Consider the following 15,575-nt stretch of genomic DNA (forward strand, 5'->3'; position numbering starts at 1 on the left):
GAGAATCTGCAATGTTGCATAACTGGTCGATCCGCACGACGCTCACGGCGGTCGGACTCATCCTCGTGTGCCTGGCCGCCGCGGTCGGCGGGCTCGGCCTCTACGCGCTGAATCAAGCGAGCCGCTCGCTCGACGAGATCGCGCACGTCGACCTGCCGGCGATCCACGCGCTCGACGACACGGCCGCGCAGCTGCTGCGCTCGCGCGTGGCGCTCGATCGCTTCCGTACGCTGACCGAAGGCGGCAATGCGGCCGACGCGGCGAAGGTGCTCGACCGCGCGCAGGAACTGTTCACGAAGTCGAACCAGAACTGGCAGGCGTTCCAGTCGACGCCGAAGCTCGGTGTCGAGCAGGCGCTCGTCGACGAGCTCACCGCCCGCTACACGACGATCGTGAAGGAAGGCGTCGAGCCCGAATTCGCGGCGGCGCGCGCGGGCGACATGGCCGCGTACCACGCGATTGCGGACACGAAGATCAGCCCGATGTTCATCGCGTTCGACCAGTCGGCGGCGGCCGTGGTCGCTGCGCTGCAGAAGCGCGCGGAAGAACGCCAGGCCGAGACGCAGTCGCAGATCTCGCTGATGGTCGCGCTGATCGCGGCCGGCATCGCGATCGCGTTCGTCGTCGTGATCGCGATCCGCTTCGTGCTGCGCGGACTGATCGTGCAGCCGATCGAGGACGCGATCGCGCACTTCGAGCGTATCGCCGGCGGCGACCTCACGCAGCCGGTGAACGTGTTCAGCACGAACGAGATCGGCCGCCTGTTCGGCGGCATCAAGCGGATGCAGGACGCTGTCACGACGATGGTGCAGGCCGTGCATCGCGGCACCGAGTCGATCGACGTCGGCGCACGCGAGATCGCGACCGGCAACATCGACCTGTCGCAGCGTACCGAGCAGCAGGCCGCGTCGCTGCAGGAAACCGCGTCGAGCATGGAGCAGCTGACGGGCACCGTGCGGCAGAACGCGGAGAACGCGCGGCAGGCGAGCCAGCTCGCGGTGAACGCGTCGGACATCGCGACGCAGGGCGGCGAGGTGGTCGGCCAGGTCGTGTCGACGATGCAGGACATCGCGGCGAGCTCGGGCAAGGTCGTCGACATCATCGGCACGATCGAGGGCATCGCGTTCCAGACCAACATCCTCGCGCTGAACGCGGCGGTCGAAGCCGCGCGTGCCGGCGAACAGGGCCGCGGCTTCGCGGTCGTCGCGGGCGAGGTGCGCTCGCTCGCGCAGCGCAGCGCGAGCGCCGCGAAGGAAATCAAGCAGCTGATCGGCGATTCGGCGGACAAGGTCGAAAGCGGGTCGGCGCTCGTGTCGCGCGCGGGCTCGACGATGGACGAGATCGTGCAGGCCGTGCGCCGCGTGACCGACATCATGGGCGAGATCAGTGCCGCGTCCGACGAGCAGTCGACCGGCATCGAGCAGGTCAACCGCGCGGTCGGCCAGATGGATTCGGTCACGCAGCAGAACGCGGCGCTCGTCGAGCAGGCGGCGGCCGCGGCGGCGTCGCTCGAAGAGCAGACGCGCCAGATGAAGGCGATCGTGTCGGGCTGGCGTGTCGCGGGCGGGATCGTGCTCGCGCCGTCGCGCGGTGTCGCGCGGCCGGTCGCGCATGAACCGGCGGCCGTGCCGGCACTGCCGTCGGAGCCGCGTCACGACGCGGCGCCGGTCGCCGCGCTGCCGGCCCCGCACGCAGCGGCACAGCCGGCACGCCGCGCCGCGCCGGCATCGCGTGCGGCGGCGTCGGGCGCCAGCCACGAACCGAAGCATGCGGCCGATACCGCCGCACGCCCGCAGAAGGAAGCACCGGCGTCCCGCGGCACTGCCGCGGGCGGCTATGGCCCGCGCCTCGCGAAGTCGGCCGCACCGGCGGACAAGCCGGCCGCGAAGCCCGCGCTCGTGCGCCCGGCGCTGAACGGCGAGAAGCCGGCGCTGGCGGCAGCCGGCACGTCCGACGACGACTGGGAGACCTTCTAAACCATGCCGCATGCGCGCGCGCCGTTTCGACCCGATGCACCGGATGCGTCGCCCCGCGCGGGCGAGCCGGGGCGCGACTTCGCGTTCACGGGCGCGGATTTCGCACGCATCCGCGCGCTGATCCATCAACGCGCGGGAATCTCGCTGTCCGAGCACAAGCGCGACATGGCGTACAGCCGTCTTGCACGGCGGTTGCGTGCGCGCGGCCTCGACACGTTCCGCGACTACCTCGACCTGCTCGAGCAGGAAGACGATCCGCTCGAGTGGGAAGCGTTCACCAACGCGCTGACGACCAACCTGACCGCGTTCTTCCGCGAGTCGCACCATTTCCCGATCCTGTCGGATTTCGTGAAAGGGCGGCCGGCGCCGGTGTCGGTCTGGTGTTCGGCGGCGTCGACCGGCGAGGAGCCGTATTCGATCGCGATCACGCTGATCGAGGCGCTCGGCGACTCGGCCGCGCGCGGCGCGTCGATCCTCGCGACCGATCTCGACACGCAGGTGCTCGCGAAGGCGGAATCCGGCATCTATACGTACGACCAGGTCAAGCACCTGTCGCCGGAGCGCCTGAAGCGCTTCTTCCTGAAGGGCACGGGCCCGCAGGCCGGCCGCGTGAAGGTGCGCCCCGAGCTGCGCGCGATGATCCGCTTCGAGCAGCTGAACCTGACCGATGCGGACTACGGGATCGCGAAGCCGTTCGACGCGATCTTCTGCCGCAACGTGATGATCTATTTCGACAAGCCGACGCAGGGGCAGGTGCTGTCGCGCTTCGAGCCGCTCGTGAAGCCGGGCGGGCTGCTGTTCGCCGGCCATTCGGAAAACTTCACGTACGTGACGCAGGCGTTCCGGCTGCGCGGGCAGACGGTGTACGAACTGACCCGCGACGCCGCGCAGGGTGCGCGGCCGCGCGGCGCGCAGGCGAGCGCGGCGGCCCCGATGCCGTCGCCCGTGCGTGCGCGGGCCGCCGGCGCCGCCGCGCCCGCCTATGGAGATCGCGGATGAGCGCACTGCCGATCGCGACCAATCGCTACTTCGACAGCCACTTCGCCCTTCCCGGCGTGAAGCTGCTGCCGAACGAGTTCTACACGACGGGCGAGGACATGGTGCTGATGACCGTGCTCGGCTCGTGCGTCGCCGCGTGCCTGCACGACCCGTACGCGCGGATCGGCGGGATGAACCACTTCATGCTGCCCGACGACGGCGCCGATCCGGGCGCGGCCGCGTCGGAATCGATGCGCTACGGCGCGTATGCGATGGAAGTGCTGATCAACGAGCTGATCAAGGCCGGCGGGCGCCGCGAGCGGATCGAGGCGAAGGTGTTCGGCGGCGCGGCCGTGCTGGCCGGGATGACGACGATCAACATCGGCGATCGCAACGCGGATTTCGTGCGCCGCTACCTCGCGCTCGAACGCATCCGCATCACCGCGGAAGACCTGCAGGGCGTCCACCCGCGCAAGGTCGCGTTCATGCCGAACAGCGGGCGCGCGATGGTGAAGAAGCTGCGGCTGCAGGTGCCGGGCGTCACCGAGCGCGAAGCGGCGCTCGCGCGCGAGGCCGATCGCGCCCGCGCCGCACGGCCGCGTCCGCAGGTCGAGCTGTTCGCGGCCAAGCGGCCGGCGCCGCCGCAGCCGGCGCGCCCGCGCATCGAGCTGTTCGGCGCGCGTGGCACGGCGCCGGCCGGCGCCGGCAGCGTGCGGGCGGCGAACCAATCCAGAAAGCAGGAGGCATGACCGCAGTGCAGAAGATCAAAGTATTGTGCGTCGACGATTCGGCGCTGATCCGCAGCCTGATGACCGAGATCATCAACAGCCAGCCCGACATGACGGTGGTCGCGACCGCGCCCGATCCGCTCGTCGCGCGCGAGCTCATCAAGCAGCACAACCCCGACGTGCTCACGCTCGACGTCGAAATGCCGCGCATGGACGGGCTCGACTTCCTCGAGAAGCTGATGCGCCTGCGGCCGATGCCGGTCGTGATGGTGTCGTCGCTGACCGAGCGCGGCTCGGAAATCACGCTGCGCGCGCTCGAACTCGGCGCGGTGGATTTCGTCACGAAGCCGCGCGTCGGGATTCGCGACGGGATGCTCGACTACGCGGAAAAGCTCGCCGACAAGATCCGCGCGGCATCGCGCGCGCGCGTGCGCCAGGCGCCGCAGCCGCAGGCCGTCGCGCGTACGGCGGACGGCCCCGCGGCCGCGCCGATGATCAACAACCCGCTCGTCAGTACCGAGAAGCTGATCATCATCGGCGCGTCGACGGGCGGCACCGAGGCGATCCGCGAAGTGCTGACGCCGCTGCCGCCGGATGCGCCGGCCGTGCTGATCGCGCAGCACATGCCGCCGGGCTTCACGAAGTCGTTCGCGCAGCGGCTGAACGGCCTGTGCCGGATCGCGGTGAAGGAAGCCGAGCACGGCGAGCGCGTGCTGCCGGGCCATGCGTATATCGCGCCGGGCCACGCGCACCTGTTGCTTGCGAGAAGCGGGGCGAACTATATTGCGCAACTGTCGGACGAGCCGCCGGTGAACCGGCACCGCCCGTCGGTCGACGTGCTGTTCCGCTCGGCGGCGACGCACGCGGGCAAGAACGCGATCGGCGTGATCCTGACCGGGATGGGCCGCGACGGCGCGGCCGGCCTGCTGGAAATGAAGCGCGCGGGTGCTCACACGTTCGCGCAGGACGAAGCGAGCTGCATCGTGTTCGGGATGCCGCGCGAGGCGATCGCGCTCGGCGGCGCGGACGAGATCGCGCCGCTCGCCGACATGAGCCGCCGCGTGATGGCGCGCCTGGCGACGATGGGCGACCGCGTGCAGCGCGTTTGAATGGAATGTCACGGGGCGCGTGCCACGATACGCGCCTCGACGGAAACGAATCTGGAAAGGAACGACGATGGACAAGAGCATGAAAATCCTGGTGGTGGACGATTTCCCGACGATGCGCCGGATCGTCCGCAACCTGCTCAAGGAACTGGGCTATACGAACGTCGACGAGGCCGAGGACGGCGCGGCCGGCCTCGCGCGGCTGCGCGGCGGCGGCTTCGACTTCGTGATCTCGGACTGGAACATGCCGAACCTCGACGGCCTCGCGATGCTGAAGGAAATCCGCGCGGACGCGACGCTCACGCACCTGCCGGTGCTGATGGTCACGGCCGAGTCGAAGAAGGAGAACATCATCGCGGCCGCGCAGGCCGGCGCGAGCGGCTACGTCGTGAAGCCGTTCACGGCCGCGACGCTCGACGAGAAGCTGAACAAGATCATCGACAAGATGGCGAAGACCGGGAGCTGACGTGAACGAGCCGATCCATGCGGCGCTCGCCGGCGCGGGGTTCAGCGCCGACAGCCACCCAGAAGGCGCCGATTTCGCGAGCGACCGCATCCTCGCGCGCATCGGCCAGGTCACGCGCGCGCTGCGCGATTCGATGCGCGAGCTCGGGCTCGACAAGCATGTCGAGCGCGCGGCGGAAGCCGTGCCCGATGCGCGCGACCGGCTGCGCTACGTCGCGACGATGACCGAGCAGGCTGCCGTGCGCGTGCTGAATGCGATCGAGGTCGCGAAGCCGATGCAGGAGCGCATCCAGAACGAGGCCGAGGCGCTCGACGCGCGCTGGGCGCAGTGGTATGCGGCGCCGATCGAGCACGCGGAAGTGCGCGCGCTGATGGACGATACGCGCACATTCCTGCGCACGCTGCCCGAATCGACGTCGGCGACCAGCGCGCAGCTGCTCGAGATCATGCTCGCGCAGGATTTCCAGGATCTCACCGGGCAGGTGATCAAGAAGATCATGGACATGGTCTACCTGATCGAGCAGCAGCTCCTCACCGTGCTCGTCGAGAACATCGCGCCCGAGCGGCGCGAACAGTTCGCGGCCACCGCGGCCGCGCTCGCGGCCGAGCAGATCAGCGCGACCGGCAGCCCCGAGTCGCTACTGAACGGCCCGCAGATCGCGCCGGAAGGCAAATCCGACGTGGTTCAGGACCAGGGGCAGGTCGACGACCTGCTCGCGAGCCTGGGCTTCTGACGCTGCCGCCACGTATCGGCGCGCCTCGTCCCGCGAGGCCGCCCGATACGCACATTGCCCGTTCCCCCTCGTTTCCCCTGACGCGCCGCACTCTTGCGGCGCGGCGTGATCCTGCGTCAAATTGACACTTCGCCACACTCAGCAGGCATACTACGCGTCAGCAGCAATGTAGCGTCATTCGTACGATTCAAAGGTTGGCAGGCGGCGCGGGCCCGACGGCGGCGCCGCCGGCAACGAAGCCAGTCCCTGGGGGGGAACGTGAAGCTGAAACGCTTGGGCTGGACCGTCGCGCATGCGACGGCTGCAATGGGTGTGCTGTGGGCCGTCCACGCACACGCCGAACTGGGCGGCGCACCGATGTCGCCGCCCGCGGACGACCAGGCCGCGACCGTGCGCGCGCTGCAGCGCGCCATGCGTTCGGCGGACGGCGTGCAGACGAGCACGGCCGGCTATACCGTCCGCGAGATCACGCTCGGATCGGGCACCGTCATCCACGAATACACGTCGGCCGCCGGCAGCGTGTTCGGCCTCGCGTGGAGCGGGCCGACGATGCCGGATCTCGCGTCGCTGCTCGGCAGCTATTTCCCGCAGTACACCGCAGGCGTCCAGGCGGCCCACAAGGCGCGCGGCTGGCGCGCGCCCGTGGCCGTCGACACGAGCGGCCTCGTGATCCGGACGGGCGGCCACATGGGCGCGTTCTCGGGTCAGGCGTGGCTGCCGGCGGCACTGCCCGCCGGCCTGGCCGGCACCGACATCCAGTGACAGCGGGAGAGCGATCTTGAGAATTCCTCGTACATTCAAGCGCTGGCTCGGCGTGCTGGGCCTCGCGGCCGCGACGGCCGTGCTCGTGACCGCCTGCGGCGGCGGCGACGGCGGCGGCAGCAGCAACGGCAACAACTCGGGCAACAACGGCAACAGCGGGTCGGACGGCAACAGCGGCAACACGGCCGTCATCACGGTCGGCACCGGCGTCGCGAACGTGATCAACATCCCGACCGTCAACGTGAAGGTCTGCGTGCCGGGCACGTCGAACTGCCAGATCGTCAGCAACGTGCTGGTCGATACCGCGTCCTACGGGCTGCGGCTCGTCGGCAGCGCCGTGTCGGGCGTGCTGGGCAACCTGCCGCAGGTGACGAGCGGCGGCGCGCCGGTCGCCGAGTGCGGCAAGTTCGTGTCGAGCTATACGTGGGGGTCGGTGCGGACGGTCGACCTGTCGATCGGCACCGAGCAGGCGACCTCGCTGCCCGTGCAGATCATCGGCGACCTCGGCACGACGAACGTGCCGAGTTCGTGCACGAACGGCGGCGCGTCGGCCAACTCGGCGAGCGCGCTCGGCGCGAACGGGATCCTCGGCATCGGGCCGGCACCGTACGACTGCGGCACCACGTGCGCGACCTCGACGTCGACGAACAACAACTACTACGCGTGCCCGAACGGCGACAACGCGAGCTGCACGGTGGCGCTCGTGCCGCTGGCGCAGCAGGTGGCCAACCCGGTTCATCGTTTCGCGAACAACGACGGCGTGAGCGTGCAGATGCCGGCCATCTCGAGCAACGGGCAGTCGAGCGCGACCGGGACGCTGACGTTCGGCCTGCCGAGCATGAGCGGGAAGACGGTGCTGACGTCGACCACGACGGGCGACGTCAGCGCGACGTTCCTCGGGCGCAACGTGACCGCGTTCTTCGATACGGGCTCGAACGCGTACTTCTTCAACGATTCGGCGCAGACGGTCTGTTCGCGGAACACGGAGTTCTACTGCCCGGCGTCCGCGACCAGCTATTCGGCGACGCTGAGCGGCCAGAACGGCGCGTCGGGCGTCGTGACGATGCCGGTCTCGAACGCCGATTCGCTGTTCTCGAACTCGTCGACGTTCGCGTTCAACGACATCGCGGGCCCGTTCGGCTCGTCCAACTGGCTCGACATCGGCATGCCGCACTTCTACGGCAAGACGATCTACTTCGGGATGGACAAGACCGCGAGCGGCGGCGCGCAGCCGTTCGTCGCGTTCTGACGACGCGGCGCGGCCGCCGGCACGAACAAAGGGGGCGAGCGATCGCCCCCTTTTTTTTGCCGCCGTGCACGTGCTACGAACCGGATTTCCGCCACATGCGGGCGCAGCGCCTACGATGTAAGACCGGCACCGGTGCCGGCACGACATCGAGGAGACAACGCCATGAGCCCGCGAATCCAGCGCATCACGCCGTTCCTGTGGTTCGACCGCGACGCCGAGGCGGCGGCCGGCTTCTACGTGTCGGTATTCGACAACGCGCGCATCGTGCACGTCGCCCGCTACGGCAAGGCCGGCGCGCACGCGTCGGGCAGCGCGGAGGGCGCGGTGATGACCGTCGCGTTCGAGCTCGACGGGCAGGCGTTCGTCGCGCTGAACGGCGGCCCCGTGTTCCAGATCACGCCGGCCGTGTCGTTCGTCGTCAACTGCCGCGACCAGGACGAGATCGATCGTTACTGGGCGCGCCTCTCCGAAGGCGGCGACGAGCGCGCGCAGCAGTGCGGCTGGTTGCGCGACCGCTTCGGCGTGTCGTGGCAGGTCGTGCCGGTGCAACTGACCGAACTGATGACCGGTGATGCGGCGCGCGCCGAACGCGTGATGGCGCAGGTGATGACGATGAAGAAGCTCGATCTCGCCGCGCTGCAAAGGGCGGCGGCCGGTTAGGCCGGTTGGACCGCTCAATCGAATGCCGCATGCGCGCACCGATTATCGATCATGCCGGATTTCATTCGGTTGTAATCAAGGGGTGGATTATCGCGGGCTGTAGTTTCTGTCAGGTCTTCAAGATTATTAAAATGACGCGACACGCAAACCCGCAACGCCGCATTATGCTGCTGCGGCCGTTCCTGCGCTGTATCGGCGGGCCGCGAGAACGGGCGAATGCGCCGGCCGGCAAGCGAAAAGAGATGGAATCCGGCGAAATTAAAACATATAATGCCGGCGTTGTTTCCGGGGTGCCAATATAAAACAGGAGGGTAATAAAATGGGTTTTTCCGAAGCCGTTCGTACCGCACTTAATAAATACGCGACATTCGAAGGCCGTGCGCGTCGTGCGGAATACTGGTATTTCACGCTGCTGAGCGTCATTCTCTCGATCGCGGCCCAGGTCATCGGCGCGGGCGGCCGCGACGGCGGCCTGGTCACGCTGCTGCTGCTCGGCATCATCTGCCTGGCTTCGCTGGCGCTGCTCATTCCGGGCATCGCGGTCAGCGTGCGCCGGCTGCACGATACGGGCCGCTCGGGCTGGTTCCTGCTGATCGCGCTGATTCCGGTCGTCGGCGGCATCCTGCTGCTCGTGTGGATGTGCTCGCGCGGCACCGACGGCCCGAACCGCTTCGGCGCCGATCCGATCCCCGCGATCTGACCGACGCCTGCCCCGGCGCGCGACCGTCGCGCCGGGGCCTGAATGCCCCGCCTTTCCCTTCCGTCGTTCCTCCGTCTTCCGCGCTTCCCCCGCTTCCCGCTGCCGGCATCCTGCCCGCGGCCGACCCCTCGCCGTCGCGTCGACCGGTACGTTTTTCCGCGTTGCCGCACCGCGCTCCGCCCCCGCGCCAGCCGCGTTCGCAACGGTTCGCCCGATTCTCCGAAATACCCCCCTTTCCCGGCTTTGCTCGACCGATCGGCGTTTGACGCCTGCATGAATAATCGGTGTCACTGGAAAGCGGCATTCCGCCGTACCCGACTGGAGGCCCCGTGGCAGACGAGAGCGATCTCGACAAGACCGAAGCCGCCACTCCCAGGCGCCGCGAGAAGGCGCGCGAGGAGGGGCAGGTCGCGCGTTCGCGCGAGCTGGCTTCGTTCGCGCTGCTCGCGGCCGGGTTCTACGGTGCATGGCTGCTCGCGGGCCCGTCGGGCGCGCATCTGCAGACGATGCTGCGCGGTGCGTTCACGTTCGATCGCGCGATCGCATTCGACACCAACCGGATGCTGTCGGCGGCCGGCAGCGCGAGCCTCGAGGGCCTTACCGCGCTGCTGCCGATCCTCGCGCTCACCGGCGTTGCCGCGCTGCTCGCACCGATGGCGCTGGGCGGCTGGCTGATCTCGCAAAAGACCTTCGAGCTGAAGTTCGACCGCCTGAACCCGATCTCGGGCCTCGGCCGCATCTTCTCGATCCAGGGGCCGATCCAGCTCGGGATGTCGATCGCGAAGACGATCGTCGTCGGCGGGATCGGCGGCGTCGCGATCTGGCGCAGCAAGGACGAACTGCTCGGCCTCGCGACGCAGCCGCTCGGCGCCGCGCTCCCCGACGCGCTGCACCTGGTCGCCGTGTGCTGCGGCACGACGGTCGCCGGGATGCTGGTGGTCGCCGCGCTCGACGTGCCTTACCAAATCTGGCAGTACAACAAGAAGTTGCGCATGACGAAGGAAGAAGTGAAGCGCGAGCATCGCGAGAACGAAGGCGATCCGCACGTGAAGGGGCGGATCCGCCAGCAGCAGCGCGCGATCGCGCGCCGCCGGATGATGGCGGCCGTGCCGAAGGCCGACGTGGTCGTCACGAACCCGACGCACTTCGCCGTCGCGCTGCAATACACGGACGGCGAGATGCGCGCGCCGAAGGTCGTCGCGAAGGGCGTGAACCTCGTCGCCGCGCGCATCCGCGAACTCGCGGCCGAACACAACGTGCCGCTGCTCGAAGCGCCGCCGCTCGCGCGTGCGCTGTATCACAACGTCGAACTCGAGCGCGAGATCCCCGGCTCGCTGTACTCGGCCGTCGCCGAAGTGCTCGCGTGGGTCTACCAGCTCAAGCGCTTCCGCTCGGAAGGCGGCGCGTTCCCGGCGGTGCCGGTCGATCTCGACGTGCCGGCCGAACTCGACAAGGGCACGTCGGTGGCCGCCGACGACGAGCGCGAAGAAGCCGAGGACACGCTCGGCAAGCAAGGGAACGCAGCATGAGCACTCCGACCACCGGCCTGTTCGCGAAGCGCCCGAACCTGCTGGCAGGCACGAACCTGCGCGGGCTCGCGGGCCCGATCCTCATCTGCATGATCCTGGGGATGATGATCCTGCCGCTGCCGCCGCTGCTGCTGGATCTGCTGTTCACGTTCAACATCGCGCTGTCGGTGATGGTGCTGCTCGTCAGCATGTACACGATGAAGCCGCTCGACTTCGCGGCGTTCCCGAGCGTGCTGCTGTTCTCGACGCTCTTGCGCCTGTCGCTGAACGTCGCGTCGACACGCGTCGTGCTGCTCGAAGGCCACACCGGTCCGGATGCTGCCGGCCAGGTGATCGAGGCGTTCGGCCACTTCCTCGTCGGCGGCAACTTCGCGGTCGGCATCGTCGTGTTCGTGATCCTGATGATCATCAACTTCATGGTGATCACGAAGGGCGCGGGGCGGATCGCCGAAGTGTCCGCGCGCTTCACGCTCGATGCGATGCCCGGCAAGCAGATGGCGATCGACGCCGACCTGAACGCCGGCCTCATCAACGAGGAGCAGGCCCGCAAGCGGCGCCTCGCCGTGTCGCAGGAAGCCGAGTTCTACGGGTCGATGGACGGCGCGTCGAAGTTCGTGCGCGGCGACGCGATCGCCGGCCTGATCATCATGGCGATCAACGTGATCGGCGGGCTGATCGTCGGGATGGTCCAGCACGACATGAGCTTCGCGGCGGCCGGCACCAACTACACGCTGCTGACGATCGGCGACGGCCTCGTCGCGCAGATCCCGTCGCTCGTGATCTCGACCGCGGCCGGCGTGATCGTGTCGCGCGTCGCGACCGACGAGGACATCGGCACGCAGATCACCGGCCAGCTGTTCACGAACCCGCGGGTGCTGACGATCACCGGCGTGATCATCGTGATCATGGGGCTGATCCCCGGCATGCCGCACTTCGCGTTCCTCGGGCTCGGCGGCGGCGCGATCTGGCTGGCCCGCACGCAGACCCGGCGCGCGGCGGCCCGCAAGGCGGCCGGCGACCTGACCGACATCGCGCCGCCCGCGGTGCTGCCGTCCGACAGCCACGAGGCGACCTGGGACGACGTGCAGCTGATCGACCCGCTCGGCCTCGAGGTCGGCTACCGGCTGATCCCGCTCGTCGACAAGGGCAGCGACGGCGAGCTGCTCAAGCGCATCAAGAGCATCCGCAAGAAATTCGCGCAGGAAATCGGCTTCCTGCCGCCGGTGATCCATATCCGCGACAACCTCGAACTGCGGCCGAACGCGTACCGGATCGCGCTGAAGGGCGTCGAGATCGGCGTCGGCGAAGTGTTCCCGGGCCAGTGGCTCGCGATCAACCCGGGCCAGGTGACGGCCGCGCTGCCGGGCGCCGTCACGCAGGATCCCGCGTTCGGCCTGCCGGCCGTGTGGATCGACGTCGCGATGCGCGAGCAGGCGCAGGTGTACGGCTACACGGTGGTCGATGCGAGCACGGTCGTCGCGACGCACCTGAACCATCTCGTCGTCCAGCACGCGGCCGAGCTGCTCGGCCGCCAGGAAGTGCAGGCGCTCATCGAGCGCACCGGCAAGGACGCGCCGTCGCTCGTCGAGGACCTCGTGCCGAAGACGATCTCGCTGACGACGCTGCAGAAAGTGCTGCAGAACCTGCTCGAGGAAGGCGTGCCGATCCGCGACATGCGCACGATCCTCGAGGCCGTGTCCGAACACGCGGGCCGCGGCGACGCGTACGAGATCACCGCCGCGGTGCGGCTCTCGCTCGGCCGCGCGATCACGCAGCAGTGGTATCCGGGCGCCGGCGAGATGCAGGTGATGGGCCTCGACGCGAATCTGGAGCGCGTGCTGTCGCAGGCGCTCGCCACCGGCGCGAACCCGGGCCTCGAACCCGGCCTCGCGCACAACCTTCTGACCGGCACGCAGCAAGCGATGCTGCGTCAACAGAATCTCGGGCTGCCGCCCGTGCTGCTCGTGCAGCACGCGCTGCGCGCGATGCTCGCGCGTTTCCTGCGCCGCAGCCTGCCGCAATTGAAAGTGCTGTCGTATGCCGAAGTGCCGGACACACGCACGATCAAAGTCGTTAACGTCATCGGGGGTTCCGCTTGAACATTCGCAAATTCACCGGCGCAACGAGCCGCGACGCACTTCGTCTCGTGCGCGAGGCGCTCGGCGCCGACGCGGTCGTGCTGTCGAACCGCACGCTCGATGACGGCAGCGTCGAAATCGTTGCACTCGCCGATTCGGACCTGGCCGCGGTGACGCCGCCCGCCGCCCGCCCGCGTCTCGCCACGCCGCGCATGCCGGAATCCGTGCCGGCCGCCGCCGTGCCCGGCATCGTGTCGCGCCCCGGCGCCGCATCGGTGCGGCCGTCCGTCAATCCTTACGCCGCCGGCGAAGGCGGGCTGCCGGACGTGTTCTCGTCCGTGTTCGGCGCGAGTGCCGATGCGGACGACGCGCACGCGTACGCGCCGGCGATCGACGCGGATGCGCCGGTTGCGGACTCGCCGTCGATCACCGCACCCGCTGCCGGTATGCCCACCGCCGGTATGCCCGCCGCCGATACGCCGGCCGCCGGCGCATCGGAACCCGCACCGTGGCTGGTCGAGCACGCGAAGCGCCTGACGCAGCAGCGCGACGCGCTGATCGCACGCGCGCAGGCGCCGGCCGTGCCGCCCGCAAGCGCGCCCACGCCGCAGGCCGCCGCGCGCGCGACGCCGCCCGACTGGGCGCGCGACATCGTGCGCGACGCCGAACGCCGGATGCCGGCCGCCGCGACCCGCGCGCCCGACACGAGCGCCGCGTACGCGGCGAAGACGGCCGAGCGCACGCGCCTGTCCGCCGACGCGGCCGCTGCGGTGGCCGATGCGGTGAAGTCGCGCATCGAGCGGATCGTCAACGACACGGTGATGCAGGAACTCGGCGAACTGCGCGGCATGATGGAAGAGCAGTTCGACAGTCTGAAGTGGCATGACCGCCAGCGTCGCAGCGCCGTGCACGGCGCGCTGACGAAGCACCTGTTCGCGGCCGGCTTCTCCGCGCAGCTCGTGCGGATGCTGGTCGACAACCTGCCGTCCGGCGACGGCGCGCAGACCATCGAACAGGCTGCCGAATGGGCGCAGTCGGTGCTCGCGTCGAACCTGCCGGTGCTCGACAGCGAGGATGCGCTGATGGAGCGCGGCGGCGTGTTCGCGCTGATGGGGCCGACGGGCGTCGGCAAGACGACGACCACCGCGAAGCTGGCCGCGCGCTGCGTGATGCGCTTCGGCGCGAGCAAGGTCGCGCTGCTGACCACCGACAGCTACCGGATCGGCGGCCACGAGCAGCTGCGCATCTTCGGCAAGATCCTCGGCGTGCCGGTGCACGCGGTGAAGGATGCGGGCGATCTCGCGCTCGCGCTGTCCGAGCTGCGCAACAAGCACATCGTGCTGATCGACACGATCGGCATGAGCCAGCGCGACCGCGCGGTGTCCGACCAGATCGCGATGCTGCACGGCGCGAACGCGCCGGTGCAGCGCCTGCTGCTGCTCAACGCGACGAGCCACGGCGACACGCTCAACGAAGTCGTGCAGGCATACCGCAGCGCGGGCGAGCACCCTGACCTGGCCGGCTGCATCCTCACGAAGCTCGACGAGGCGACCCACCTCGGCGGCGTGCTCGACACGGTGATCCGCTACAAGCTGCCGGTCCACTACGTGTCGACCGGCCAGAAGGTGCCGGAGAACCTGTACGTCGCCTCGACCAAATTCCTGCTGAAGAGCGCGTTCTGTGTGCCGCGCGACGGTTCCCCCTTCGTGCCGCAAGACGAGGACATGCCGACGCTGCTTTCCGCACTGACCGCACGTTCCACCGCCGAGCTGCACGAGGTGCGATTTGGATAAACGGATCATCGACCAGGCCGAAGGGCTGCGGCGCCTGCTGGCCGGACGCGCGTCGCGCATCGTCGCGGTGACGGGCGGGCCGGCGGGTGTCGGCTGCACGTCCACCGTCGTGAACCTGGCCACGGCGCTTGCGTCGCTCGGCAAGGACGTGCTCGTCGTCGACGAACGCGCCGACGTGCATTCGGCCAGCGCGACGCTGGCGGGCGCGTGGCTGCGCGACGGCGAACGCACGCGGGTGGCCGCCGGCTTCGGCCTGTGCGCGGCCGCGCGGCTCGCGCGCGCCGGCTACGGCGACGCGCAGCTGAGCGATTTCATCGACGGCCCGGCCGACATCGTGCTGGTCGACACGCAGCTCGGCGCCGACGGCGCGTTCTCGGCGCTCGCACGCGAGGCGCACGACGTGCTGGTCGTCACGCGCGTCGCCGCGCAGGCGATCACCGAGGCGTACGCGTGCATGAAGCGGCTGCATTTCGCGCACGCGTTCGCGCAGTTCCGCGTGCTGACCAATCACGTCGGCAGCCACGCGGACGCGAAGACGGCGTTCGACAACCTCGCGGGCGTCGCGAGCCGCTACCTGACCGTGTCGATCGCCGACGCGGGCTGCGTGAGCGCCGATCCGCTCGTCGAGCATGCGCGCGAACTGACGCATGCGGTGGTCGACGCGTTCCCGTCGTCGCCGGCCGCGCGCGATTACCGGCAGATTGCCGCCGACCTGCTGTACTGGCCGATGCGCCCGCGTTCGGGCGCGGGGCGCGCGGTCCACGCGGGCGGCAAGCCGTCGTACGAGGCGGGCGCGGCACACGCCGCGTGAGCGCCA

General features: G+C 69.3%; 15 protein-coding genes. All 15 read left to right on the top strand.

Translation table 11 applies throughout. From position 1 onward, the window contains the following. Positions 1-11 precede the first annotated feature (11 nt). The 15 genes from AC5LXX_RS00920 (at position 12) to AC5LXX_RS00990 (ending at position 15,569) form a co-directional block, all read left to right on the top strand. Entirely contained in the window at positions 12-1,976 is a 1,965-nt protein-coding gene (locus AC5LXX_RS00920; RefSeq protein ID WP_493410225.1) for a methyl-accepting chemotaxis protein, read from the top strand. Positions 1,977-1,979: 3 nt separating this feature from the next. Next, a complete protein-coding gene (locus tag AC5LXX_RS00925) occupies positions 1,980-2,975 on the top strand; it encodes a CheR family methyltransferase (protein WP_493410226.1) in 996 nt (331 codons plus the stop codon). Next, on the top strand, positions 2,972-3,703 hold the full coding sequence (gene cheD / locus AC5LXX_RS00930; protein ID WP_493410227.1) for a chemoreceptor glutamine deamidase CheD: 732 nt from the start codon (positions 2,972-2,974) through the stop codon (positions 3,701-3,703). Before AC5LXX_RS00925 ends, cheD begins: the two co-directional genes overlap by 4 nt. Beyond that, positions 3,700-4,791, top strand: a complete 1,092-nt coding sequence (locus tag AC5LXX_RS00935) for a protein-glutamate methylesterase/protein-glutamine glutaminase (RefSeq protein WP_124456922.1) — start codon at positions 3,700-3,702, stop codon at positions 4,789-4,791. Before cheD ends, AC5LXX_RS00935 begins: the two co-directional genes overlap by 4 nt. A gap of 67 nt (positions 4,792-4,858) precedes the next feature. After that, positions 4,859-5,254, top strand: coding sequence for a chemotaxis response regulator CheY (cheY, locus tag AC5LXX_RS00940; RefSeq protein ID WP_026045350.1), 396 nt, complete (start codon positions 4,859-4,861; stop codon positions 5,252-5,254). 1 nt (position 5,255) lies between these two features. Further along, entirely contained in the window at positions 5,256-5,987 is a 732-nt protein-coding gene (cheZ, locus tag AC5LXX_RS00945) for a protein phosphatase CheZ (protein WP_124456923.1), read from the top strand. 258 nt (positions 5,988-6,245) lie between these two features. After that, positions 6,246-6,749, top strand: a complete 504-nt coding sequence (locus AC5LXX_RS00950) for a DUF2844 domain-containing protein (protein WP_124456924.1) — start codon at positions 6,246-6,248, stop codon at positions 6,747-6,749. Positions 6,750-6,765: 16 nt separating this feature from the next. Beyond that, entirely contained in the window at positions 6,766-7,998 is a 1,233-nt protein-coding gene (locus AC5LXX_RS00955; RefSeq protein ID WP_493410228.1) for a DUF3443 family protein, read from the top strand. A gap of 162 nt (positions 7,999-8,160) precedes the next feature. Next, positions 8,161-8,658: a VOC family protein gene (locus tag AC5LXX_RS00960; protein WP_124456926.1), complete on the top strand. Its 498-nt coding sequence runs from the start codon at positions 8,161-8,163 to the stop codon at positions 8,656-8,658. Between the two features lie 29 nt (positions 8,659-8,687). Beyond that, positions 8,688-8,960 (top strand): hypothetical protein, encoded by a 273-nt coding sequence (locus tag AC5LXX_RS00965; RefSeq protein ID WP_493410229.1) that lies wholly within the window; start codon positions 8,688-8,690, stop codon positions 8,958-8,960. Between the two features lie 17 nt (positions 8,961-8,977). Then, on the top strand, positions 8,978-9,358 hold the full coding sequence (locus AC5LXX_RS00970; RefSeq protein WP_124456928.1) for a DUF805 domain-containing protein: 381 nt from the start codon (positions 8,978-8,980) through the stop codon (positions 9,356-9,358). 329 nt (positions 9,359-9,687) lie between these two features. After that, positions 9,688-10,887: a flagellar biosynthesis protein FlhB gene (flhB, locus tag AC5LXX_RS00975; RefSeq protein ID WP_493410230.1), complete on the top strand. Its 1,200-nt coding sequence runs from the start codon at positions 9,688-9,690 to the stop codon at positions 10,885-10,887. Next, the gene (gene flhA, locus AC5LXX_RS00980) at positions 10,884-12,986 is read left to right on the top strand and encodes a flagellar biosynthesis protein FlhA (protein ID WP_493410231.1); all 2,103 of its coding nucleotides are present in this window, start codon (positions 10,884-10,886) and stop codon (positions 12,984-12,986) included. Before flhB ends, flhA begins: the two co-directional genes overlap by 4 nt. After that, positions 12,983-14,758 carry a flagellar biosynthesis GTPase FlhF gene (flhF, locus tag AC5LXX_RS00985; RefSeq protein WP_493410232.1) on the top strand — a complete coding sequence of 592 codons (1,776 nt, stop codon included), beginning with the start codon at positions 12,983-12,985 and terminating at the stop codon, positions 14,756-14,758. Before flhA ends, flhF begins: the two co-directional genes overlap by 4 nt. After that, on the top strand, positions 14,751-15,569 hold the full coding sequence (locus tag AC5LXX_RS00990) for a MinD/ParA family ATP-binding protein (RefSeq protein WP_493402059.1): 819 nt from the start codon (positions 14,751-14,753) through the stop codon (positions 15,567-15,569). The genes flhF and AC5LXX_RS00990 overlap by 8 nt, the downstream gene beginning before the upstream one ends. Positions 15,570-15,575 lie beyond the last annotated feature (6 nt).

This window comes from Burkholderia torrens (assembly GCF_984668525.1).

Bases quoted from the DNA above. Each gene is read 5' to 3' on its own strand.
- AC5LXX_RS00920 (WP_493410225.1), top strand. From the start codon at position 12: ATGTTGCATAACTGGTCGATCCGCACGACGCTCACGGCGGTCGGACTC.
- AC5LXX_RS00925 (WP_493410226.1), top strand. From the start codon at position 1,980: ATGCCGCATGCGCGCGCGCCGTTTCGACCCGATGCACCGGATGCGTCG.
- cheD (WP_493410227.1), top strand. From the start codon at position 2,972: ATGAGCGCACTGCCGATCGCGACCAATCGCTACTTCGACAGCCACTTC.
- AC5LXX_RS00935 (WP_124456922.1), top strand. From the start codon at position 3,700: ATGACCGCAGTGCAGAAGATCAAAGTATTGTGCGTCGACGATTCGGCG.
- cheY (WP_026045350.1), top strand. From the start codon at position 4,859: ATGGACAAGAGCATGAAAATCCTGGTGGTGGACGATTTCCCGACGATG.
- AC5LXX_RS00960 (WP_124456926.1), top strand. From the start codon at position 8,161: ATGAGCCCGCGAATCCAGCGCATCACGCCGTTCCTGTGGTTCGACCGC.
- AC5LXX_RS00965 (WP_493410229.1), top strand. From the start codon at position 8,688: ATGCGCGCACCGATTATCGATCATGCCGGATTTCATTCGGTTGTAATC.
- AC5LXX_RS00970 (WP_124456928.1), top strand. From the start codon at position 8,978: ATGGGTTTTTCCGAAGCCGTTCGTACCGCACTTAATAAATACGCGACA.
- flhA (WP_493410231.1), top strand. From the start codon at position 10,884: ATGAGCACTCCGACCACCGGCCTGTTCGCGAAGCGCCCGAACCTGCTG.